Consider the following 24,458-nt stretch of genomic DNA (forward strand, 5'->3'; position numbering starts at 1 on the left):
TATCTCCCGGCCCGCGGCAGCGCAAACTGCGGGCTCTTTTTCTTTCTTCTTGTCCGCCTGCATTTCCACCTGTACCGCTTTTAAAAACAACTACCTGGCACCACCCGGTATTTCTCCGGAGGAGCCACTATTCCTCTCATCTTAAGAACAGCAGTTCAGACAATTTTATGTAGGTTTGCAAAAATTATTATAAAAATCATGAATCTGATAGAAGAACTGCGCTGGCGGGGTATGCTACAGGATATGATGCCTGGCACGGAAGAGCAACTGCAAAAGGAAATGACCACAGCATATATTGGTTTTGATCCTACCGCAGAATCATTGCATATCGGTAGCCTGGTACCTATTCTGCTGCTGGTGCACCTGCAAAAGGCAGGACATAAGCCCCTGGCGTTGGTGGGCGGCGCTACCGGAATGGTGGGCGACCCCTCATTTAAAGCGGAAGAAAGAAAAATGCTGGACCTGGATACGCTGCAAAAAAATGTAACTGGTATCCGGAAACAGCTGGAGCGTTTCCTCGACTTTGATCCGGCCAAACCCAATGCAGCAGAAATGGTGAATAACTTCGACTGGTTCCAGCATATCTCGTTCCTCGATTTTATCCGCGATACCGGCAAGCATATTACCGTTAACTACATGATGGCCAAGGATTCCGTGAAGAAAAGACTGGAAGGCGACAATGGCATGTCATTCACCGAATTTACCTATCAGCTGATACAGGGATACGATTTTTATCATTTATATACTGCTAAGAACTGTAAACTGCAAATGGGCGGCTCCGATCAGTGGGGCAATATCGTTACCGGCACTGAATTAGTACGGCGCAAAGCCGGAGGCGAAGCGTTTGCCTTTACCTGCCCGCTTATCAAGAAAGCTGATGGTACGAAATTCGGAAAAACAGAAGCCGGCACCGTTTGGCTGGATGCAAAACGTACGTCGCCATATCAATTTTATCAGTTTTGGCGGAATACCTCCGATGCAGATGCTGAAAGCTATATAAAAATATTCACGTTCCTTGAACATGCAGAAATAGATGCTTTAATCGCGGAGCATCAACAAGATCCAGGTAAAGCCGTTCTACAGAAACGTCTGGGACAGGAAGTGACTGTTTTCATCCACGGTCAGGAGGCATACGACAATGCAATGGAGGCTTCGGCTATATTGTTTGGCAATAACACAGCTGATGCACTCAGCACCATGTCTGAAGAAATTTTGCTGGATGTAATTTCAGGTCTTCCCCAGCATTATATACCCAAAACTGATCTGGCAACAGGTAAAGATGTTGTTTCTTTACTTGCGGAAACCGGCATATTCCCTAGTAAAAGTGAAGCCCGTAAAATGGTTCAGGGTGGTGGAGTAAGCATGAATAAACGAAAGATAGAAGGAATAGACACTATCATTGATTCCTCTTTCTTACTAAGGGATAAATACCTCCTTATTCAGAAAGGAAAAAAGCACTACCATTTTGTTACTGTGGTTTAACAATAAAAAGGCCGACCTTATATAGGATTTAGAATAATAAAATTAGCTTTTAGCAACATGCAGCGAAGATTACATGGTACTAACACCACCAGCTTCGCTGCATTTACTAAAAACCAGCAGCTAAAGGCTATACTTCTTCTTATACTTCTCAAACAACTGCTTTTGCTTATTATCCAGGTTAATATCCCTCCCCTGAATATACTCCTCGGTCACCACTGCAGAACTCATATCCAATACATCTCCGTTACTTACAACAATATTCGCATCCTTCCCTACTTCAAGTGATCCGGTAGTTTTATCGATACCCAGTATCTTAGCTGCATTCAGCGTTACGGCCGACAATGCTTCTTCCTGGCTCAGTCCATATGCGCTTGCTGTTCCGGCCTCATAGGTGAGGTTACGCTGCTGCCAGAAACCTTCATTGCTGATACAAAACAGCACGCCAGCCTTCTGTAACAGGGCCGGTGTTTTAAACGGCTGATCTATATCATCGTCCTGCATAATCGGCAAACTATGTGGCTGTGCCAGCACCACCGGCACCTGCTGCTGCTTCAGCAAATCCGCTATACGCCAGGATTCCGCACCTCCCACAATTACTGCATCCAGGTTAAACTCCTTCGCAAAATCAAGCGCCAGCAACATTTCATTCACCAGTTCACAATGAATGAACAACTTTTGCTCCCGGGAAAACAACTTCCGCATAGCTTCAAACTTCAGATTGGTAGCACTATGCTTAGCCTCCTGCGAATAAGCCCTGGCTTCTCTGAAAAATGTCCTGACATTTTCTATCTGATCCTGCGCGGCTTTCAGCCGGTCTGCCCCTTTGTTGCCTCCTGGCAATAAACGGGGCATAAAAAAATGCATGGCATTATCTGCACGATAGGTGGCATCTTCCCAATTCCACGCATCCAGCTGTACTACCGAAGAAGAACCGCTGATCATGCCGCCTCCCGGCATGATCTCCGCCAGCAATATACCATTGGAGCGCAATGTATTGATCACTTTTGAATCCGTATTATATGCAACAATGGAACGCACGGAAGGATTTATTTCTCCTGTTTCGCGGGCATCTATTGTAGCTCTCACACTTTCAAATTCCACCAGGCCTAATGACGTCTCCGGAGCTATAATCCCCGGATATACATGACGCCCCTTCAGATCCTTCACCTGAGCATCATTTCCAGACGCCGGTACCTGCGTACCTACCGCTGTAATTTTGCCTTTATCAAATACAATGGTGCCGTTCTCAATCACCTGCCCGTTACCCACATGAATAGTGGCATGAGTCAGGTAAACCGGCTGCCGCTGAGATGGCGCCGGTAATATTGTTTCCTGTGCCTGGGCCATATATCCCATCAGCACCAAACCGGATAATATAATATGTTTAGTCATCGTGTTTCGTTTTAAGCGCCACTAATAGCCAATAGCTGTTTCATGTCCTCCCTGCAGATCTTCGCAATGATACATTTCGTCGGGTGTAAATGTTGCTTTCTGCGTGGGCGTACCTTTCTTTTTCTCTGATAGCAACAATCGCGTAAGCCTGTTCCGTTCTGCCGCTATGCGCTCCCGCAGCTTCAGGTCATTATTGCGGTCAAATTCCACAACACCGTCTACGATGGTGATGTCTGCCTTCGCATAAATACTCAGCGGATGATTGCTCCATAACACCACGTCCGCATCTTTTCCCACTTTGATGCTCCCCATATGACTATCTACATGCAATAGTTTCGCCGAATTGATGGTGACCATTTTCAAGGCATCCTGCTCCTCCATGCCGCCATACCTGATACTTTTCGCGGCTTCCTGATTCAGGCGGCGCGCCATTTCGGCATCATCCGAGTTAATGGCGGTTACCACCCCAACCCGTTGCATGATGGTGGCATTATAAGGTATGGCATCCTGTACTTCCATCTTATATGCCCACCAATCAGCAAACGTACCGGCGCCGGCGCCATGTGCTTTCATCTTGTCAGCCATTTTATATCCTTCCAGTATATGCGTGAAGGTATTAACATGGAAATGGAAACTATCGGCTACATGCATAAGCATATTGATCTCACTCTGCACATAAGAATGACAGGTTATAAACCGCTTCTGATGCAGGATTTCCACGAGCGCGTCCAGTTCCAGGTCGCGGCGTTTGCCAGCTCCCTGTTTTTCATAATCACGGGCACGGGTAAACGCATCTGTGTAAATCTGCTCCACTCCCATCCTGGTTTGCGGGAAACGGGTGGTATTGCGCTCTCCCCAGTTCGACTGCTTCACGTTTTCGCCCAGGGCAAACTTGATGAAAGGATCACAGTTTGCTACCTTCAATCCTTCTGCATCCTGTCCCCAGCGTAATTTGATCAGCTGTGACTGACCACCTATTGCATTGGCACTACCATGCAGCAAATGCGAAGCGGTTACGCCCCCACTCAATTGCCGGTAAATATTCACATCATCAGGATTCAGTACATCTGCTATTCTTACTTCTGCAGTCACTGATTGCGACGACTCATTTACTCCCTTGCTGATGGCGATATGCGAATGTTCATCGATGATGCCGGCAGATAAATGTTTACCGGTACCGTCGATCACCCGGGCATTTCCTGCCGCCAGGTTGCGGCCTATCTGAGCAATCTTTCCATTGCGTATTAAAACGTCCGTATTTTCCAGATTCCCTTCTTTTTCACTGGTCCATACCGTTACATTTTTGATTAGCAGATCTTCCTGCTGCGGTATTTTCTCCCAGCCATATCCGTTAAACGGATAGTAAAGCGGTCCCGTTGCTATCTCTGCGCGTTTGGGCGTATCTGTTTTTTCAGGTACAGGTTTCACAAAAACTGCCGTCCATTTCACGGTATTACCGCTCGTATCAATACCGGTACCAGCCCAGCTATTGCCATCGGCAATGCCGCTCAGGCGGATATTGTTGCGCACATTCTTTGCCTGCGGTAATGAGAGCGATAACAGCTTTCCATTTGTTTCAATGCGGCCCTGCAGGGTGTCTTTTTGCAATACCGCCAGCGACGGAGCAGCCGGAGCACCCTTTATCTCTATTGTCATATTTCCGCCAGGCGTAAGGCTCAGGGTATAAACACCGCGGATATCATTCCAGCTGCCAGCTTTGATCTCATAACGGTTGCCCTGCACCCAGTTTTGCAGTATTTGCGTTTTCTCATTAAACAGTGGTCCGTTGGTGATAAGAAAATTGGCCAGTTTACCGGCTTCCAAACTGCCTACTTTATCATATGCTTTGATAAGCGTGGCCGGCGTCCGGGTCAGGGCATCCAGTGCTTTCTCTTCGCTGAGTCCATAGCTGATCGCTTTACGCAGGTTAGCCATGAATTGTTTAACCTCTTTCAGGTCGGCAGCAGTCAGGCAGAAGGTAATGCCTGCTTTTTCAAATGCTGCAGGTTCGCCGGGAGCCATTTCCCAATGCTTCATGTCGGCAAGTGATACAAACCGCGCGTCGTTCGGATCTTCCACATCCGGCGCTGCCGGAAAATTAAGCGGCAGTATAAATGCCGCTTTGGTAGCAGCCATTTCTTTAATACGCTGGTATTCATTACCGCTGCCTTTAATGATATACCGGACCCCAAACTCGTTACCGATCTTATTGGCGCGAAGTACATCCCATTTATCGCCGGCTTCAAACAACTGCGGCAATTGCTGGTTGGCGTTCCAGGATTGCAGACTAAGATTAACGCCTTCTTTACCGGCGGCTGGCGTTTTATACCACTGCGCATCGAGGTAAGTTTGCCGTAGCAATGCAATGCATCCCATCAGCGAATTAGGGTAGTTCTGCGTTGAACTGCCTTTATCGAAAGAATAAGCAGCAGCAGCCTTCTCACGGATGATTACTTTGTTTTCCCTGGCGGTGGCGAGGCTCACCAATGCAGCTGTTCCTCTGGCGATGCCATCCTGTTGCTGGGTAAGTACTGTGCCGAAGCCAGCTTCGCGCAAAGGAGAGGCTTTCTCGTCGCTAACACTGAACAGGTCTACGGCATTGATCTCGCTCCTGATGGCCTGATTCCAGCCATATGCCCCTTTGGTGTTAGACAGGAACTGAGGTGGAGCATTCCAGGCCGAGCCTCCTTTTTTGGGTTCCGCAAGGCCATAGTTGCTGAAGATATCCACGAAAGAAGGGTAGATATACTTCCCTTTACAATCTATCACTACAGCGTCTTTAGGTATAACAGCCGATGGGCCGGCTTCTGTAATTCTGCCATCCCGTATCACCAGGGTAGCGTTAGACAGCGTGGTTTGCGCGTCTTTAATAAGGGTGGCATGGGTAAAGGCAAAACAGCTTTCGCGGGGATCTGCCAGCCCATTCACCGGAAAAGTTTCCTGCGCACTGGCAGAAGAAACACCCGCCAGCAGGGCCGCCAGCAACAGTTTACTGCTGTGCCGGTTCAGGGCATAGACAATACGCTGTGATAGCATGGCTATCACGGTTTTCTCAAAAGCTTTTCTCATGTAAATCGTTATTTATCGGTCCGGATTCAGTTGATTGGCTAAATGTAATAAATCATCGAAGCTATTACTTAATAAACCGGCATATTTTTTATGAATGGTAATAAGACTGGCTGCCTTCAAAATTTTGGATTCACACGAAAAAGGGATAATTTGAAAAAGCTTTCGGCTTAAGTTTGTTTAAATTCATTTAATACGTTACTGAATATGAAATTTATTTCCATGCTTTCGTTTGCATTACTCACCTGCATGTTGGCTGTATGCACCGCTAACGCCCAGGTAAGAGATACTGCCGCCCTGAACAGTGGCCGCTGGACAGTGGAAGGAAGAGCCGATAAAATTACCGATAAGATCTCTCATAAGCTGGGTCTGAGCAAAGACCAGTCATCGAAAATATACGATATCAATGAGGATATCATACGCCGTAAAGACGAAGTAAAAAAGAACGCTTCTCTTACCAAGAAAGATCGTATGGCACAGATCAAAGCGCTGGATTCAGAGCGCAGCCAGCGTTTCAAAACCGTATTAACTGCCGGCCAGTACAAGAAATGGAATGATTGGGAGATGAATAAAAAAGAACACCTCGAACAGAAAATGGATAAGAAAAAACTAAGAAAGGAAATTAAAAATTCACAACGATAGTTACCTGATTTTATGCAAGTGGGCAGTGGGACATCCCCGCTGCCTTTTTATTTTCCCGAAGATGGAATACACCAACGATATCAGATCAATTTTTTTGCACGCAGTAAAAGCGGTACATCCACAGGAACTGATCCGTAAAAATGTACAGGTAAACCCTGTTACCCGTAGTATTATTATTTCGGGAGATGAATACCTGCTCCCGGAGCATGCGCGGATATGGGTGCTGGGCGCAGGTAAAGCGGCAGCCGCAATGGCCCGGGAACTGGAAACGGTGTTATTGCCTCATTTTCCGCTACAGGGGTTGATAGTCACCAAATACGATCATGCCCTGCCTTTGCAACAGCTGCCATTAATGGAAGCAGGTCACCCCGTTCCTGATCAGCAGAGTGTAACCGCTACCGTTAAGGTGCAACACCTGGCAGCACAGGTACAGCCATCCGACCTGGTGATACTCCTGCTTTCAGGCGGCGCTTCTTCCCTCCTGGCCGATGTGCCGCCCGGAAGTTCCCTGGAAGAGGTACAGCAACTGTTTGAAGCATTGCTACGGAGTGGCGCTGATATCCACGAAATGAACACTGTAAGGAAACACCTGTCGGCGGTTAAAGGTGGACAACTGGCCAGGAGCCTGTCTGCTGCAACCCTGTGCGTACTTGTACTCAGCGATGTGGTGGGCGACGACCTGAGTGTTATCGGCTCCGGGCCTGCCATGCCGGACCCGTCAACATTTGCTGACACGATGAACATCCTTGAAAAATATCATCTTCCGGAAAAAATACCCGCTTCTCTGCTTCATTATATCCGCGAAGGAGTGGCCGGCAGGATCCCTGATACTCCCAAACCGGGCAGTGATGGCTTCAGGCATGTACACCATTACCTGGCGGGCACCAACCGGGTTGCCCTGGAAGCTGCCGCAGTAAAGGCAGAAGAATTCGGCTATTATCCATTGATCTTATCGGATATGATTACGGGAGATGTCAATGACGTAGCTAACTGGCTGGTACAACAAACGCTGAATTACACCGGCCCACGCCCTGCCTGCCTGCTCGCAGGAGGTGAGCCCACCGTAAATGTTACCGGCAACGGTCTTGGTGGCCGTAACCAGCAGCTGGCGCTGGCAACAGGGATAGCCCTCGCCGCATACCCTGAAGTAACTTTCCTCAGCGGAGGCACCGATGGCAGCGATGGTCCCACCAATGCAGCGGGTGCTATCGTTAACGCCCATACGATTGCCGCAGCAGAAAGCAGCGGCCTTAACCCGGCGTCATTTCTGCAACATCATGATGCCTGGCATTTCTTCTCAAAGGCAGGCGGGTTGCTGATCACAGGCCCTACACAAACTAACGTGATGGATCTCATGATCGTACTGATAGCGGAAAACAGCGGGGGAATTTAAAATCAAAGTTTGTATATCTCTGGATAGATTTTAATTTTGGGGATTCGAACTAGATATTCTGGATTAATAAACGTATTTGCATTATGCTGAGAATGGAACAGACATGGCGATGGTACGGCCCGAACGACCCGGTTAGTCTGCCTGATATTAAGCAGGCCGGCGCTACCGGAATCGTCACAGCATTACACCATGTGCCCAACGGAGTGGTGTGGACGAAGGAAGAGATTTTAAAACGAAAAACCCTTATTGAAGCTGCCGGCCTTACCTGGTCTGTTGTAGAGAGTGTACCTGTACATGAGGACATTAAAACGCAAAGCGGCAACTTCAGGGAGTATATCACCAATTACCAGCAGACCCTGCGTAACCTGGCGGATTGTGGTATCCGTACTGTCACTTATAATTTCATGCCGGTACTCGACTGGACCCGTACCGATCTGGCGTATACAGTGGAAGACGGCTCCAAAGCACTGCGCTTCGAAATGGCTGCCTATGTGGCGTTCGACCTGTTCATTCTGCAAAGACCAGGCGCAGAAAACGACTATACCGACGACCAGATTGCCCGGGCCAAGGAGCGGTTCGACAGCATGACACAGGAGGAAAGAGCCCTGCTGCAAAAAAATATTATTGCCGGTTTGCCTGGCTCCGAGGAAAGCTTTACCCTGGCTCAATTCCAGGCGGCCCTCGACAAATACAAAGGTATTGATGCTACCCAGCTGAAACTGCACCTGTTTTACTTCCTGCAGCAAATTGCACCCGTTGCTGAAGAAGCAGGCGTTAAGCTGGCTATCCACCCGGATGATCCTCCTTACCCGATCTTCGGACTACCCCGTGTAGTAAGCACAGAACAGGATGCCAAGGAACTGCTGATCGCAGCTCCCTACAGCGCCAACGGCCTGTGTTTCTGCACCGGTTCCTACGGCGTAAGAGCCGACAACGATCTTCCCGGTATGGTAGAACGTTTGGGAAATCATATCCACTTTATCCACCTGCGCAGCACACAACGCGATGCTGTTGGCAACTTTCATGAAGCCAACCATCTCGAAGGAGATGTGGATATGTTCGCCGTCGTGAAAAATATCCTGCTCGTAATGAAACGCCGCAACGTTTCCATTCCAATGCGGCCCGATCATGGCCACCAGATGCTGGATGATTTACATAAAAAAACCAATCCCGGCTACAGTGCCATAGGCCGCCTGCGCGGCCTGGCAGAACTGAGAGGCCTGGAAATGGGTATTGCGGGGGCTTTAGGCTCTGATTGACTGACATCTACCAGTATCAGGTCCGTACAAAGAGTTAAGGTGGGGATAAGCAATACCATCGTCGGACTGAGATGCTACACCAGGGCAGAAAGCGTATTTGAGCATATACCTTAATGGCTGATTAAGGTACAAATCGCACTCCCTTATTTAAAATAGTGAAGGCCTTCCTATGTGGAGGCCTTCTTTTTTTTGTACTTTATTCCTGGTAGCAACACAAAAACCAACGCTTTTTTGTAGCATTGCACAAAGGATAACTGTTCAACTGTTACATTTACCAAACCTACAATATGATGAGCGCAACAATTGATGCGAAATACGAGGCGTGCCTGTCTAAAAGGCCCGACAGCCTCGCTCGCCTTATCAACCTTTTCAAAAAAGATGTCGACATTCGTATCACACAAAAAATCATCAACCGGGGATATTCCAACTTCAAACTCGGTGATATGGTACTACTGGTTCACATAGATGCTCATGGTACCATTAACAACGATCTGGCAAGAAAAGCACGTATCAGCAAACAGGCGATGAGCAAAGTGGTAAAAAACCTCGAAGCAGAAAGCTATATCAGCTCCCGCAAGCATGAAACAGATAACCGGGCCAGCATTATTTTTCTGACAGAAAAGGGAAAGGAATTACTGATTAATGTATACGAAGTGGTCGACGAAATACAGGATTTCTATACCAACATTGTTGGCACCGACGAGCTGCTCCAACTGAAGAACATACTTAGGAAACTGAATACAGGACTTAATCTGAGCTGATCACTTCATTGTCATGTAATATCTGCGGGCACTGTCTTTCACCACTGGAACATTCAACATGTTACGCAACAGAGCAATCACTTCTTCTTCTGATTTACGACCAAAATCAGCTGTAATCCGGCGCTTGTATAAAGCAACTGCAGAAGGGGGTACCATTATCTCGAGTCCATAATAGCCATTCACGGCTTCCAACACCTCTTCCAGAGGGATATTCCTGAACCGTAACTGACCTGTCAGCCAGGCCAGCGGGGCGGCGCTTTTCAATTGCCGGCGTTCCCAGCTCCGGTGCGGCTCCTTTATTGCTTCCGTACCGCTTGCCAGCTGCATAGGCTGGTCATATCTTCGCCTTAAAGTAGCATTTCCTTTAGCCACAAAAACTTTTGAAACTTCGCCGGTTTTGCGAACATTACAGATCATCCGGCTGGCATCTAAAACTGTATGATCGTCTAACTGTACATGTACTTCCGAAGAACGGTCTATTTCGAGGCAGGCATCTCCGCTGATTACCCTGATATCAGGCGTTTCGCCAAACCCTGCGGCATAGCTTATCACTGCCTGCCGGGCCGCTATCAGCCGGCTGCCACCACCCAGTTGCAGGGTATCATTATGCCCGGTATTATTACTATACAGCACCATTTTTTCTACCGGCCGGCTACGACGACCAGCAAAAAAAAGTACAACAACCAGCAACACTGCGGCCGCCGCTGTCAGCCATTTCCAGGGAGCTACACGAGGTTGCACAACAGGCCGCACGGCAACTGCCGGCGCAGACGTTCTATTGTCCGGTATTTCCTGGTTCAGCCAGGCTGTAAGTCTGCTCTCAAGCCATGCCGCCTGCTCCGGGCCGGTGGCACAATAATTTGCTATCTGCTGCTGCAAATGCGGATCCTGCGGTGATTGGATGAAGCCTGATACCAGATCTGTGATATCCTGTTCCGGTTGATACATATCGATACTATCCCCTATAGCTGTATAAATGCAAGATACTCAACTTCTGTACAAGTTTAATGTAACAGGCATCCCATTTGTATTGAACAACATAAATATTAATTAGGTCACTTCGGCCAGGTTTAATATTTTTAATAGCGACGAACAAGCAAAACGATATGTATGTCACCTGAACCATCTACCAACGACCAGGAATATATTGAGGGATTGCTTCATCAGAAACCAGCTGTAATAGAGGTTATCTACCAGCGGTTTGCCACAAAAGAAAGACGGTTTATCCTGCAAAAAAGCGGCACTGTAAAAGATGCCGCCCACGTTTTTGAAGAAGCCCTGATGGATATCTATTATTTCTCCCGCCATCATCCGCTGAAAGTAACTGAATTTGAGCCCTTCCTCCAGGTGCTGTGCAAACGGATCTGGGAACAGGAACTGGAAAGGCGTGGACAGCGGATTCCCGGCCTGGAAGCCGAGGAGCTCTCTACTATGAGCAGAGACGATATCCAGGATGTGGAAGATGTATTGAAAGAGGGAGAGAAAAGACGGATGGCTTATCACTATTACCTCGCACTGTCGGACGAATGCAGGGAAATACTCCGCTGGTCGCTTACCAATGGTTGTTTACAGGAAGACATAGCCGCCGAAACGCATATACCGGTTGCGGAGCTCCCGGAGAAAAGAACCGCCTGCTATCGCAGCCTGTTCAGGGATATAGACAGTAAACTGAAAGCAGGCGGACTGTCAGAAAAAGACCTGATGGAAGCGGATCGCTTTCTCAACGGGCAAATGAATGAAAACGACCGGAAAGTCTTTTCTACACGCCTCCAAACGGATCCGCTGCTGGCCCAACAGGTAAAACGCTTTGATACCGTTCGCCAGCTGCTTGCCCAGAGAATATGTGGCGATCCTCAAAGAGATGAACTCCAACATTTGCTGTTCGGCCACCGTAATGCATGGTACACACTCAAAGACACTTCCATCATTCCGATCAGGAACTATGTAATCCTCACAGCATTGATAGCTGCCGGCATGGCCATCTTGCTATATATCAGCCCATGGCGCAAAAATATTTACCGGCAGTTTGCCGATACCGAAATGCAAATACCGGACATCGACAGTCTCCGGTTGCCGGAGCAGGCCATCGAGCAGTTTAACCGCGGCCACTTCAGCGAAGCCATCGGCATCCTCAATAAAGTACTGAATGATAATCCGGGTAATGCCTATGCGCGTTATTACAGAGGCGTGGCGTTGATCGACCGTGACCAGCCCCCGAGAGCAAGAGAAGACCTCCTCGCTGTATTTAACAGTAGCAGCGATATCCGCTATGATGCGGCATTTTATATTGCACTGAGTTACCTGAAAGAAGGACGTAAGCAGCAATGCCTGGAATGGTTGTTAAAGATCCCTTCCGAAGCAGCTAATTACCGCAAAGCGCAGAAACTGATAGAAGAATTAAAATAATTAATTCAGGTATTGTCCTTTACTGTAGTGGATAATATTTTCTACTTCCCCCTTGATCAACTCATAAACAGGTGTCTTACCTGCTTTGATCCGCACCAGCTGCTGTAACACAAGAAAATAAATTTCTCCACGGTTACAACCATCAATCTGGGCTTTAAGAATGCTGTGCTTTACGTCTTCACAGCCGGTTGCATCTAATTTCTGATAGATCACATACAGATCATCCATCCAACTCATAACCTCTAAAGTTTAAAACATAGTGTATAGTATGCTAAAGTTAACTATTTATATTAAGAAAATAAACTATCTGAATCTTAAAAAATTGTAAATTCTATCCTATTCAGAACCAAATAACAGGGTTCCGTACCGGGAGGTTGCGGAGCACTTCTTCCACTTCCGGATCCTGGTTAAGTGCGAGCCACAGCTGATAATATTCCGGGCGCTGATATGCTGCCGCACCAAAAACCAGGAAAGGCTGTGCCACCGGCCAGTTATCCCAGTACATCACATCTTTTGCGTAAGGCCAGCTTTGTTTGTTCTTCACGTAGGGATAAAGAAAATCCATGCCGTTGCCTATATTCCTGCTGCTATCTGTGCTAAACTGCCACAGGTTGTTGCCGGGAGTGCTCAAAACCTGGCATACCGTACTCATGGCATCCAGGTTAAACAACGAGTAGCCGTAAGGTTTAGTGCGCTTAAGTTCCCTCGGGAAACTTCCGTCGACCGCCATCTGCGATGGCAGTAATACTGTTTTATAACGATCGATGCAAAATGCCGTCAGTTTTGCGTTGCCGGTGAAGCGGGCAAATACCGCCACCTGCATCACCCAGCAGGTGCCGTGGTTGTTGGCCGCATTCATTTCATCCCGGCCATACGGATGTGTTGTCAGCCAATCCAGGTATGCACTGAACCAGGCCTTGAATGCCTTCAGATCTTTTGCCGGAACGGCCCCTGCTTTTTCCATCATACGCAATGCCTGCACCACTTCCATCAGGTGGATCGTGTCTATGATCCCTATCCCCCTTCCGGTAGCCCTCCCTTTTATAGCCTGTGCATAAAGCAGCGACGGATTCATCCTCGTGGCAGGATCCTCAAACCAGGCCCGCGCGTGCTGCAGGGCATGCTGTAAATAGGTATTATCCTTAGTGGCCACATATGCCGCCGCCAGCGCGCCCATTACGCGGCTGAAACGAATCATCACTTCCCGGTGTGCGGTAAAATTATCCGGATTCGACTGCCCGTCGCGCTGTATATAAGGACTGTCGGCGCTCACCGGATTGGGCCACCAATAATCGCCTTCAGAATAAAAGTCGTGCAGGCCACCGGCGCTGCGCTCACAACGGAATGCGGTGATCGTTTGCGGCGCCTGCTGCATGGCCCATTTTGCCCTTGCAAGTATTACTGCCCGGGTATCTTTAATGAGCTGCGTGGTAAACGCCCGTTGTGCATTTGCTTTTACTGTACAAACCAACAACAACATTAAATAAAAGATGCGCATGTTAAACAGATTGCGGTGTTCATTCAAATAACTTCATCGATGTCTTCCTATAACGTAAACGGTTATACTAATAACAACTATTTTATCACGAATTATGAATACAAACTAAAATATGCAATCGGTTGCATATTTGTTAATAAAATTTTAGCGATTCCAGGTATCTTTTAAAAAAACGGAAAAAAATGGCTGATACAATAATTGTTTTGCTGGTTCGTCTGATATTTAGGTTACCATAGAAGGATGACACATTGTACTGTTACTATGAAAAAAGACAAGCAAACAGATATTGCCTCCTATAAGCTGGAACACCTGATGGAAGTACCGGGGTTGAGGATAAATGTCCATTACAGACAGGCCGGAGAGATAGTACATGAAAGGCATGCTCATCTTACCGAAGCGCACCGCCATGAATTTTATTCACTGGCTGTTTCAGGTAGCGGAAGCAGCATGCAAATGATAGATTTCCGCTTCGTGGATCTTCCCCCTAAAAGCCTGTTCCTGCTGGCTCCATGGCAAATACATCTGGCGTCAGATACTGATCATCTGACCGATATATATTTTATTTCATTCACAGCTGATTTCCTGCCTCCCGGCTTTTCCAAACTGCCGGTTTGCATGGAAGCTGCGATTACGCCCTCAGCAGATGAATTCCGGGAGATCTGGCATATCTGTGCGCAATTGTTGCACGAGTTCAGAAACCGCAGAGCTTTACAGCAACAGGTGTTACAACATTACCTGGCAGTACTACTAACCATGTTCATGCATTATCTGCCGGAACAGGACAATAGTCAATTACAGCCGGAGCTGCTGATGCGTTACCAGCAGTTACTGGAGCAGCATTTCATGTGCTGGAACAGTGTGGGGGATTATGCGAGGGCATTGCATGTAACCGCTAATCATCTGAATGATGTGGTGAAACAGGCAACCGGACAAACAGCTTCCGCCTTACTGGCCGCGCGGCGCATACTGGAAGCCAGGCGGATGTTACTCCATTCCACTCACAGCATCAAGGAAATTGCCTGGTGTCTGCAATTCAACGAAGTAACCTACTTTAACCGCTTCTTCAAACAACATACCGGACAAACGCCGCTGGCTTTCCGGATCGGCAGCCGGGAAAAGTATAACTATAACCCGGAATAGTATAATAATTCACAGTGTTAAGCCCGGTAGTTTTGCACAGATCAGAATATACAATTACACCGCATCTCAGCTGAACATACAGCACTGACCTGCATTTATAAAATCATTATTCATGCCTACACTTAAAGAAAGGGCGACCAGTCTGCTGATGTCGCGCATAGGGAAAACTGCGTCTGTACTTAATGTAACCCGTATCGGTAATTTCCTCCTGCAGGTAGAGCTCCAGCTGCCACAGGCATTGCCGGCCCGCAGCACGCAACACCTGAAAATAGAAGTAGCCCCTTATACTTACCGCGATTATACCGTAGCCCACTGGGAACCTGCTACAGGAACAGCCACCCTGCTTATCGACTGTGCCCATGAAGGCACAGGTAGTTTCTGGGCGTTGACCCTCGCACCAGGCAGCAGCGTTGTGTACGCCGGCCCTGGCGGAGGTATGCACCAGCCGGGCAATGCAAGCTGCCTTGTGTGCATCGGCGATGCCTCCGCAACCGGGCACTTTTATTCCCTCTATCAATATAAAGCCCCCGCTCAACAGTTTCATTGCTTCCTTCAGCTGGAGGATCCCACCACCCGGCAACTACTGGAAATGCCGGTACAGGCCCTCTCCAATAACGGGCATTATTTTACCGATCTGCATGAATGGCTATATCATTACGATTTCCCCGTTGCAGATACAACATTTTATGTGGCAGGGAATCATCGGATGGTAGTACAGGTACGTAAATCGCTACGGCAGCAAGGCGGACTGGTAAAAGCGCAGGGCTTCTGGGGCTAATGCAAAGAGCGTCAGACCAGCTGTTCTTTCATGGCCTTTACAATGGCATTCGAACGGGAGTTCACATCAAGCTTACGGTAGATATTCATGATGTGGGAACGAACTGTTCCCACACTTATATGACATCCGTCAGCTACTTGTTTATACGTGTCGCCATTCACCAGGCAACGCAAAATTTCCCGTTCGCGGGGCGATAATCCGTACGGATCCTCCGGAGCTTGTTTCTCCTTCCGGAAAAAGGCCAGGACTTTGTTTACCGCCACCAGATTAGACTGTAATGCAGTTTCATATACCTGTGCAATAAATTCAGACAAAGTAACCGGTGGAATATGATCCAGATCATATTCACTCTTTGCTGCCGGCACCTGCGTTATACCCTGTTCCTTCTCATTCAGGGTCAGTAATAGCACATTTATATCAGGATAAGCTGCTTTTACAATACTGGCGGCTTCTATCGCAGTCATTCCAGGTATCTCTATATCCATAAAAACCAGATTGCAGATATCTTTTGCTAATTGTTGTAACACTTCTGATGATTCGCTGCGCAATCCCGAGACGTCCAGAACACGCGTGTCTCCCAAGTTACCAGGACTTATAGGCCGCACTTTTTTCATAATTTTCCTTTTGGGTCATGTGTATTCAAATGAAATCTTCCATTGATAACTGTAAGTTCCCGGAAGCTGGTATGGTTGATAAATTAAAAATGGAAAGATTACACGGTCTCCATACCCGAAACAAATTTGAAACAAATACATGCAGCAGTCAATCGGATACGTATATGGTTTTTCAACAAATATTAATATACAATTTGTTTTATATTAGTTAATTGGAATAAATATAACGTGGTAAAATGCAGTCTTTTAATGGATTAACGGGAATACAATGCTCTATTTATCAACCATTTAAAGTTGGCGTTTAAGTCATTCAAAAAAACAAATTATATTTAAATACATATCAACATTTTTTCCGCTCGCCTGTAATCTGCCCTGATCATTTTATCCAGTGCAACAATTGGTACTTTTATGCTATCCAGAGTTAAGATAGCATTAATTCCTCAAATTCCTAAGCTAAATCATATAAATACTTCTTTACACTTGCTGTAAAAGAAAAGCTGGCAATTAGTGCTGACAGGAACCCCTTAATTCCTGATTTTTAATTGTTAATTCAATAAGAAAATGGTTAGTATAAAAATAGGCATCTTCCGGAAATTTTTATAAAAAAAATAACCGTTAGCTTCGGCCCAGGGCAGAGAACGCCTTGTATTCCCAAGCTAACGGTCAACGGCCAACTGCGCTACTGCAGTATCAGCTCTACTACCGGAATTTCTACATCCGGCTTGCGAACCGGCAGGTCGAGTGCGATATCTCCCTTATCGTTATCATGCATTTTTACTTCAGACCCGTCGTTCAGCAACTGTGCATACTTCACCTTTCCTTTCATACCAGGCAGCTCAAAGCGCTGCAGCGGATAATCGAGCAGATGCACATACAAACGCTTAGTGGTTGGATTATAGGTAAGCAGGCTGTTATCCGGACGCTTAAATTCCGCAGGCGCTTCCGTACAACCGTAAATAGCCCTTCCATTCAGCCGCATCCACTCTCCCATTCCTTTAAGCCGGTCCTGGGCGCGGGAATCGAAAATGCCCCGGGAAGTAGGGCCTACATTCAGCAAAAGATTACCACCCTTACTCACAGTTTCGATTAGCAGTACTAACAATTGCTTATTGTCTTTCCACGATGTTTCATCACGATAGTACCCCCACGAGCCGGAGAAAGTCTGACAGGTTTCCCAGGGGATCCGTTTGCCGTGAAGCGTTGGCCATTCTGCCACCTTATACTGCTCCGGTGTAGTAAAATCTCCCCCATCTTCATATTCTTCAAGATCCATGCGGTTGTTGATGATAATACCAGGCTGAAGCCTGCGGATCATTTTGATCAACTCCAGGGAGTTCCAGTCGTTATGATCCTTTCCGTGCTCACCCGGGAACGAAAAATCAGTCCACAGGATATCTATCTTTCCATACTTAGTCATCAGTTCTTCCAGCTGATTCTTCAGGTAAGTACGGTATTTTGCCATATCCCTGCCCTTATTCAACCGGTCATAATCTTTGGAATCATTGGGACGCTGCGGATGTACCCGGTCTATTGTATAATCAGGATGATGCCAGTCGATCAATGAATAGTAGAAACCCACTTTTAATCCTTCGGCCCGGAAAGCCTCGACCCATTCTTTGATCAGGTCTTTCCCGGCCTGCGTTTTAGTGGCCTTGTAATCCGTATACTTCGAATCAAACAAACAGAAGCCTTCATGATGCTTGGTAGTGATCACCGCATACTTCATACCAGCAGCTTTCGCCTGACGGGCCCATTCCCTGGGATTGTAGAGGTCAGGATTAAACAGGTCAAAGTATTTCTGGTAAGCACTGTCGGTGATCCGCTCGTTACTCTTTACCCATTCATGACGGGCAGGAAGGGCATATAATCCCCAGTGGATGAACATCCCGAAGCGGTCGTTTACCCACCAGGCCAGACGCTGCTCTTTCTGTGCATCTGTTTCATTGAAAATCTTTTTTTCCTGTGCATTTACCTGCGACAGAAAAAGCAGAAAAGCAATCGCATACAATGATAGTTTCTTCATAAAGGAAATATTGATAGAATTTTGGTTTGATATCTCATGATTATTCTGCTATCAGCCAGGTATACCCGGCTGCGGGTATATCTACTTTTACATGTGCATTGTAATTACGGTCAAGCATATACGTTTTTTTAGCGCCTTCTTTTTCCCGGATGCTTACCTGTTTGGTGAGTCCTGTATAATACAGTGGCAGTGCTACTTCCCGGGTGATGGGTTTGTTTGTCGGGTTGTAAAGCATCACCAGCGCTTTCTGTGGAAGTGCAGCACTCACATGCATAATGCCATCCCAGTCGCGGCCATCAGCCCTGCGCAGATGAATAACATCAGCATTCAGAATATCGCGGTACTTCCTGTACCAGCTGATCATATTTTTCACGACCGTTTTGGTGGCATCAGTATCATACAAACGTGGTCCGCGGTAACAAGCCTGTACACCTGCTCCATAGTATTGCGCCATCAGCTGTTCATATGCATCCAGGTGATCATTCAAAGGCTCCAGGGTGGCTGCGGCGCCTCCTCCCTGGTACTCGCTCAGCGGTACAAAACCCCAGCTCATGGAGGGCGTTTTTTCCCAGGTTCCGTCAAAAATATTCTGCCGGTTCAGGATCAGCTGCTCTGCCCGTGGCAACGAGAAATTCACTTCTCTATAGCCCAGAGCGATCTTATTGGTACCATCCAGGAAATACCAGTCAGGTGCATTCACGTATACGCCTCTTTCGTTCAGCCAGTGATACAGGCCTTTCTGCAACTGCATCTGTTTCCACTGTGAGTCGTCGAGACTGGTATGGCCAGGGTGATTCGTGGAGGCGCATACATCTCCCGGATAAGGGCCGTCATTTTCGAAAATATCGAAGCCGGCAGCACTGATGAAGTGTTTTATTTTAGCGAGATAACCAAGTCCCCATTTGCTGCCCAGGCAGGGAGCATTGCCGAAGAATGCGCCACCAGGCTTGCCTGTAGCCGGGTTGATGACATCATCCTCATCGCTGATACGCCTGCTTGAGAACAGGGAATAACCACCCAGCATTACCTGCCGGCTATGGGCGTAATCTGCCAGGGCCCTGAACTTTGCGATATTGGCGGCGCTGGTATCTTCCATATTCAACCCGCTGCCGAAGCTGAGAATAACCCCTTCATAACCCGTAGCAGCGCACTGATCAATGATTGCTTTCACTTTTACAGGATCTGTGCTCACCAGGTGCATAAAGATGGGATTCTCTGTTGTCCAGGGGGCAATGGTACGATAGAACCTGCGCCGGGCAATGCCATTGCGTTCGCGGTCGTATCCGTCGAGTAGCAATTCGTATGTACGAACAGACTCAAAGCGTTCTCCATCTGCCATGATAATCCCCACGGGTACTGTAGGATACACCTCCAGCACGCAGGGTGTTTGCAGATCATAATTTACCTGCGAGGTATAAGTACTGTCGGTCTTCCAATGAGTGGTCTGATCACTTAAACTGGCTTTCATGGAGTTGTTGAAAGCATAATTGCTTTCTATATAGATGCCATGTGGCACCTGCATTTTCGTCACACTGCCCACCACTGCGGATTCTTCCTCCGGCGTTGCCAGGATCTCATTTGCCACCTGTTGTAGTTTCAGCGGCTGCCCGCTCTGATTAAAGAGCTCCAGCCATTTGGATATCAGCGGTATTCCGTCATAAACTTCATAATGCACCTTCACGGTAATGCCCTTCAACTCCGGCGCCTGTGCTTTGTAAGAAAAAATGACCGCTTTTCCGGAGGGCTGTTTGGAATTATAGTTCCAGCTCTTTGATTTCCAATGAAGATAAGGTTGCACGGCCGCCATTTCATGGCCAGTATATATAAAATCCGCAGCGCCCGCCTGCAGCTGCTCCAGCCACGACGGCAGCAAATAAGCCTGTTGCCGCTGCCCCTGTGCGCCTCCGATCATATAATCGTGCCCGTTAACCCTGATCCTGGCCTCTGGTTTCACCGCACGTAACAGCTGCTCTCCGCTGACGAGATTGCGGAAATCAGTACAGATAACGTTAGGGGTTATACGAAAACTACGGCTCAGCAGGTTATTGCTGAGGGTAATCTCGTTGGCTTTTGAGGTAATATGAGCGGTGTACGGCCGGTTATCGATCAACCAGTCTCTGGCCGGCTCTTTTACCTGCGCCTGTGTGACAGCGCTATGCAGACTGAGCATCAGTACTGCCGACATTGTTAGTTTTTTCATGTTCTTGTTCTTCCGTCAATATTTATTTCACAGGTTGCAGTATTACTTTCCGCAACCAGCATAATTCTTTCTTATTGCCTGCAGCAGGCTTTACAGCCAGGTTGTATTTACCGGCCTTATCGATATGAATGATTCCTACTGCATGTTGTATGAATTGCATGGGTGTATGACTGCTGTAGGTACCGGTTTGCAATGTGAGAAAAGGCAGCTGCTGACCACTGAGTGTTACAAGTCCCTGCTGACCAGCATTTCCCGGCTCACAGGCATAATCGAGTATTACTTTATAGTCGCCGGCATCCTGTACATCCAGTGGAAAAACCACTACGTCGTCCGGTGTATTCATACCAGTAATGCAGTTATCATGTTTCCAATCGCCGAAATAATGGGAATACGTAAACAGTTTACTTTTTGCAGTACCGTTAAATATGGCCCAGACAGCGGGTATATCGATCTGCGGATATTCGCTGCTCACTGTTTGGGTACGCAACTGCGACAGATCGGCCTGCCTGCCGTTGTACTCTACCAACAACACTGTACTACGTGTATCCGGTAACGTTACAGGAAGATGGATAACGGTTTCTTCCGGTAATTGTTTCCATTTAAGGGCAGTGCCGGCGCCTAATATGCTAACGGATTTAACGGATGCGGTCAGCCCGGGCACACGCAGTTCCCTGTTCGCCGGCACCTGCCATACATGCAGGTATAACCTGCCTGGCCTGGAAGTAGTTACTCCCCAGGGCTGGGCGGGGATGAGCCCCCAGGTGGTTCCATAGATACTTTCTCCATAAATGTGTAACCATTTCCCGGTAGCTTTCAGGTATTCGATGGAGTAAACAGGCCATTTTCCTTCTCCATCCGGCCCCACATTCAGCATCAGGTTTCCGCCTTTGGAGGCTACATTGCCCAGCAGACGGATGATTTCGGTGGGTGATTTAAAGTTGAGATCATGTTGGATATATCCCCAGGAGTCGTTATGGGTATAGATAGATTCCCAGGCTCCTGCAATCGGAACCGGTGGTACTTCTGAATCGCCAAAATCCCTGTAATCGCCCAGGTCGTGTCCTATGCGGCTGCTAAAAAGACAACCAGGCTGCAGTGCCCTGAGAGAATCGATCATGCTCCGGGTCTGCTCCACGGTGAGTCCGCCTGGCATATCGAACCATACCAATCCGAGTGGCCCGTAGTTGGTAAGCAGTTCTTTCAGTTGCGGAATGGATTTAGTGCGGTAGTATTGCTGATAATCCTTTTCTTTTTCCCTGAAGTCCCAGCTATTTCCGCCCCCATTCGGTTCATGCCAGTCGAGGAACTGGGAATAATAGAACCCAAACCGGATGCCCCGTTTACTACAGGCGGCATAGAGGGCTTTCATGGGATCTTTTTTATATGGAGTGGCATCCACAATATCGAAATCAGTGACTTTGGAGTCGAACATGCTGAACCCTTCATGGTGTTTGGCAGTGATGACGAGGTAGCGAATGCCCGCTTCTTTAGCAGTTTCAGCCCATTCCTCCGCATTGAAGCCAATGGGGTTAAAAGAGGCCGCTACTTTAGCATATGCCGCAGCCGGGGCTTTCGCCCGGTTCATGATCCATTCCCCGCTGCCATAGTAGCTGCTGTCGTTCCAGCGCCCGGCCAGCCTGGAATAGAGGCCCCAGTGAATAAACAGTCCGAATTTAGCGTCCTGAAACCATTTCAATCCGGGATGAGTAGTAGTGCCGGAAGCAGCTTTGTTCCACATATCGGGCATGTCTTGTGCTACGGCGCCAAAACGCATGCACAGGCATAGCAATAGCATTGAAAAACATGGAATTTTGCGGAACATATAGCTAAATTTGTCAGTAACGATTCAGAAAAAATATACATATCCGCGCTGATAAACAAGCTGGTGGAAAATGGTATCAGGGAAAGGGAAAATGCTATGACAAGCATCCAGCAGCTGAAATGAAAAATTAAGGATCAAAAGAGAATACCGCCTCTCGTTAACCAATGCTTAACGAATATTCCCACAGGGATTAATTAATTTAGTTACAGAAATTACAGAGATCCGTAGTTTCCCGCGAGTATCAACCTAATTAGTTTATTAACAGGCTATAATGTGTTATGAGCGTTTGACGCAATGACGCAGACGCCATGTGAATGTTTTAGAGAGCCTCTGCTGTATATTCTCAGCGGAGGCTTCTTTTTTATGGCCATCTTCCGTTATTATACCTTCTATTAAGATCTGATTAACATCCCCGGAGTAAGTTCCTTTTAATATTGTCTTGTCGCACTCATTTGTACCTGTGCTTCCCAACAACATGAAAATGCATACAACTAACAAATATCTCGAGGGAAACCTGTTGATTTTCGGGATCGACGGGGTTTAAATTTTCGGTTACTAAAAATTTTTCAGGTGTTTCAGGCATAAAACATCCATTAAAACCCATTGTGCTGCTATCTGTTTAATAGGTTTTAATTTAATCATCATCTAGCTATAAAGCCTCTATAGTTTCTACTGTGGGGGTATTTTTTTTAGTTTTTAATGAATATTTATTCACTTATATTTGTGTAGTGAAACTGAAAGATGACAAGAAAGTAGACCAGATATTCCAGGCGGCGCTCAAGCTGGTGGCCAGGAATGGCTTATCGGGGATTACTATGGGCGACCTTTCAAAAGAAGCTGGTATTGCCACCGGAACTTTATATGTATACTTCAAGGGGAAGGATGAGTTGATCAATGCACTTTTCGCTACCTGCAGGGAAAACTCCGTACAGGCATCCTTTAAAGGCTACGATCCTCAACTCCCATACAAGCCCGGATTCCGGAGCATATGGATGAATATCCTCCGCTATAAGCTGCAGCATTTCGAGGAAGTGATCTTCATGGAACAATGCTACCACTCCCCCTTTATTACTGCAGATACGCGTGAAAAAGCGCAGTTATCATCTGCTCCTTTCTATGCCCTGATAGAACGGGGCAAAAAAGAGCAGCTGATAAAAGAGGTGGATATGGACCTGATCCTGACGCTCATCATCGGAGCAATGAATGAACTGGTAAAACAAACGCATTACAGTGCAGTACCATTGAACAAACGTCGGATTAACACCGCTTTTGAGCTTTGCTGGGATGCGCTGAAGGCATAAAAAATGAATAAATATTCACAATAAAATACCCTGTATATGTCAGACGTAATGATTGCAACAGACCTGAGCAGTTTCGCTGAAACGGTGATCAGGACAGGGCTGGAACTAGCCGATAAGATGAACGCTTCTGTCACCCTTTTTTCCGTAGTGGAACTGGGCATTGGTATCGGGCTGCCTGAAGGCGGACCTGTTTTTACTGATGATATTCCTTCGCGTATAAAGGAGGTGGAAGAACGACTGGAAGCTTACAAACAACTATTCCCGGACAAGCAGCATCTCAACATCAATATATTGGTGGCTGCCGGGAATCCAAAAAATGAAACACTGGCAGTGGCGCATCAGAACAATGCGACGGTACTGGTGGTGGGTACACACGGGCGCACCGGGCTGGATCATATGCTGTTGGGCAGTACCGCCGAATATATTATACGGCATTCCCGTATACCCGTACTAGTAGTTCCATATAATAAAAGCGAGCACTAAAAGCTTAACACTCAACGACTCTCAACATTAGCAGGTATCCCTGTATAAGTCCCGGTATAATTACCGGGACTTTTTTTATGATCTCTCCGAACATTCATATAATCTGATGGGTTATACAAGGTGAGTACACTACGGTATAAGCCCATCCTTCCGACTTGCCTCCGGTCGCAGACCTTCTATGTGCACTGAAAAATCCTC

Annotated in this window: 19 protein-coding genes; 10 read left to right on the forward strand and 9 right to left on the reverse strand. The window is 47.3% G+C overall.

All coding sequences use genetic code 11. The features are described 5' to 3' along the window. Positions 1 to 198 precede the first annotated feature (198 nt). Positions 199 to 1,482, forward strand: a complete 1,284-nt coding sequence (gene tyrS / locus UNH61_RS25865) for a tyrosine--tRNA ligase (protein ID WP_326994910.1) — start codon at positions 199 to 201, stop codon at positions 1,480 to 1,482. Positions 1,483 to 1,602: 120 nt separating this feature from the next. Here tyrS and UNH61_RS25870 read toward each other — a convergent pair whose 3' ends face one another. Together UNH61_RS25870 and UNH61_RS25875 are read right to left on the reverse strand one after the other, a co-directional pair. Next, a complete protein-coding gene (locus UNH61_RS25870; protein ID WP_326994911.1) occupies positions 1,603 to 2,874 on the reverse strand; it encodes an amidohydrolase family protein in 1,272 nt (423 codons plus the stop codon). A 21-nt stretch (positions 2,875 to 2,895) separates the two neighbouring features. Then, positions 2,896 to 5,943: an amidohydrolase family protein gene (locus tag UNH61_RS25875; RefSeq protein WP_326994912.1), complete on the reverse strand. Its 3,048-nt coding sequence runs from the start codon at positions 5,941 to 5,943 to the stop codon at positions 2,896 to 2,898. A 204-nt stretch (positions 5,944 to 6,147) separates the two neighbouring features. Between UNH61_RS25875 and UNH61_RS25880 the strand changes: the two genes are divergently transcribed. The 4 genes from UNH61_RS25880 (at position 6,148) to UNH61_RS25895 (ending at position 9,995) form a co-directional block, all read left to right on the forward strand. Next, positions 6,148 to 6,582 carry a hypothetical protein gene (locus UNH61_RS25880; RefSeq protein ID WP_326994913.1) on the forward strand — a complete coding sequence of 145 codons (435 nt, stop codon included), beginning with the start codon at positions 6,148 to 6,150 and terminating at the stop codon, positions 6,580 to 6,582. Between the two features lie 61 nt (positions 6,583 to 6,643). Beyond that, positions 6,644 to 7,975 (forward strand): DUF4147 domain-containing protein, encoded by a 1,332-nt coding sequence (locus UNH61_RS25885; protein ID WP_326994914.1) that lies wholly within the window; start codon positions 6,644 to 6,646, stop codon positions 7,973 to 7,975. Between the two features lie 83 nt (positions 7,976 to 8,058). Further along, complete coding sequence (gene uxuA / locus UNH61_RS25890) at positions 8,059 to 9,234, forward strand: mannonate dehydratase (RefSeq protein WP_326994915.1); 1,176 nt, start codon at positions 8,059 to 8,061, stop codon at positions 9,232 to 9,234. Between the two features lie 287 nt (positions 9,235 to 9,521). Then, positions 9,522 to 9,995: a MarR family transcriptional regulator gene (locus UNH61_RS25895; protein ID WP_326994916.1), complete on the forward strand. Its 474-nt coding sequence runs from the start codon at positions 9,522 to 9,524 to the stop codon at positions 9,993 to 9,995. Here the strand turns inward: UNH61_RS25895 and UNH61_RS25900 are convergent, their stop codons facing one another. Next, the gene (locus UNH61_RS25900; RefSeq protein ID WP_326994917.1) at positions 9,996 to 10,943 is read right to left on the reverse strand and encodes a hypothetical protein; all 948 of its coding nucleotides are present in this window, start codon (positions 10,941 to 10,943) and stop codon (positions 9,996 to 9,998) included. A 162-nt stretch (positions 10,944 to 11,105) separates the two neighbouring features. Here UNH61_RS25900 and UNH61_RS25905 point away from each other — a divergent pair, with 162 nt between their 5' ends. Then, positions 11,106 to 12,401 carry a hypothetical protein gene (locus tag UNH61_RS25905; protein ID WP_326994918.1) on the forward strand — a complete coding sequence of 432 codons (1,296 nt, stop codon included), beginning with the start codon at positions 11,106 to 11,108 and terminating at the stop codon, positions 12,399 to 12,401. Here the strand turns inward: UNH61_RS25905 and UNH61_RS25910 are convergent, their stop codons facing one another. Next, complete coding sequence (locus UNH61_RS25910) at positions 12,402 to 12,638, reverse strand: hypothetical protein (RefSeq protein WP_326994919.1); 237 nt, start codon at positions 12,636 to 12,638, stop codon at positions 12,402 to 12,404. It lies immediately after the preceding gene. 103 nt (positions 12,639 to 12,741) lie between these two features. Continuing rightward, a complete protein-coding gene (locus tag UNH61_RS25915; protein WP_326994920.1) occupies positions 12,742 to 13,899 on the reverse strand; it encodes an alginate lyase family protein in 1,158 nt (385 codons plus the stop codon). A 261-nt stretch (positions 13,900 to 14,160) separates the two neighbouring features. Here UNH61_RS25915 and UNH61_RS25920 point away from each other — a divergent pair, with 261 nt between their 5' ends. Next, positions 14,161 to 15,039 carry a helix-turn-helix transcriptional regulator gene (locus tag UNH61_RS25920; protein WP_326994921.1) on the forward strand — a complete coding sequence of 293 codons (879 nt, stop codon included), beginning with the start codon at positions 14,161 to 14,163 and terminating at the stop codon, positions 15,037 to 15,039. Positions 15,040 to 15,151: 112 nt separating this feature from the next. Next, positions 15,152 to 15,817, forward strand: a complete 666-nt coding sequence (locus tag UNH61_RS25925) for a hypothetical protein (protein ID WP_326994922.1) — start codon at positions 15,152 to 15,154, stop codon at positions 15,815 to 15,817. 11 nt (positions 15,818 to 15,828) lie between these two features. Here the strand turns inward: UNH61_RS25925 and UNH61_RS25930 are convergent, their stop codons facing one another. The 4 genes from UNH61_RS25930 to UNH61_RS25945 all read right to left on the reverse strand — a co-directional run bounded on the left by UNH61_RS25930 (position 15,829) and on the right by UNH61_RS25945 (position 22,476). Next, positions 15,829 to 16,302 carry a response regulator transcription factor gene (locus UNH61_RS25930; RefSeq protein WP_326994923.1) on the reverse strand — a complete coding sequence of 158 codons (474 nt, stop codon included), beginning with the start codon at positions 16,300 to 16,302 and terminating at the stop codon, positions 15,829 to 15,831. Between the two features lie 808 nt (positions 16,303 to 17,110). Continuing rightward, the gene (locus tag UNH61_RS25935; RefSeq protein ID WP_326994924.1) at positions 17,111 to 18,454 is read right to left on the reverse strand and encodes an alpha-L-fucosidase; all 1,344 of its coding nucleotides are present in this window, start codon (positions 18,452 to 18,454) and stop codon (positions 17,111 to 17,113) included. Between the two features lie 40 nt (positions 18,455 to 18,494). Further along, on the reverse strand, positions 18,495 to 20,654 hold the full coding sequence (locus UNH61_RS25940; RefSeq protein ID WP_326994925.1) for an alpha-galactosidase: 2,160 nt from the start codon (positions 20,652 to 20,654) through the stop codon (positions 18,495 to 18,497). 22 nt (positions 20,655 to 20,676) lie between these two features. Continuing rightward, on the reverse strand, positions 20,677 to 22,476 hold the full coding sequence (locus UNH61_RS25945) for an alpha-L-fucosidase (RefSeq protein WP_326994926.1): 1,800 nt from the start codon (positions 22,474 to 22,476) through the stop codon (positions 20,677 to 20,679). 728 nt (positions 22,477 to 23,204) lie between these two features. Here UNH61_RS25945 and UNH61_RS25950 point away from each other — a divergent pair. Together UNH61_RS25950 and UNH61_RS25955 are read left to right on the forward strand one after the other, a co-directional pair. Beyond that, positions 23,205 to 23,777 (forward strand): TetR/AcrR family transcriptional regulator, encoded by a 573-nt coding sequence (locus tag UNH61_RS25950; RefSeq protein ID WP_326994927.1) that lies wholly within the window; start codon positions 23,205 to 23,207, stop codon positions 23,775 to 23,777. 36 nt (positions 23,778 to 23,813) lie between these two features. Further along, positions 23,814 to 24,260: a universal stress protein gene (locus UNH61_RS25955; protein WP_326994928.1), complete on the forward strand. Its 447-nt coding sequence runs from the start codon at positions 23,814 to 23,816 to the stop codon at positions 24,258 to 24,260. Positions 24,261 to 24,458: the final 198 nt, after the last annotated feature.

The organism is Chitinophaga sp. 180180018-3, assembly GCF_037893185.1.
GTDB lineage: Bacteria > Bacteroidota > Bacteroidia > Chitinophagales > Chitinophagaceae > Chitinophaga.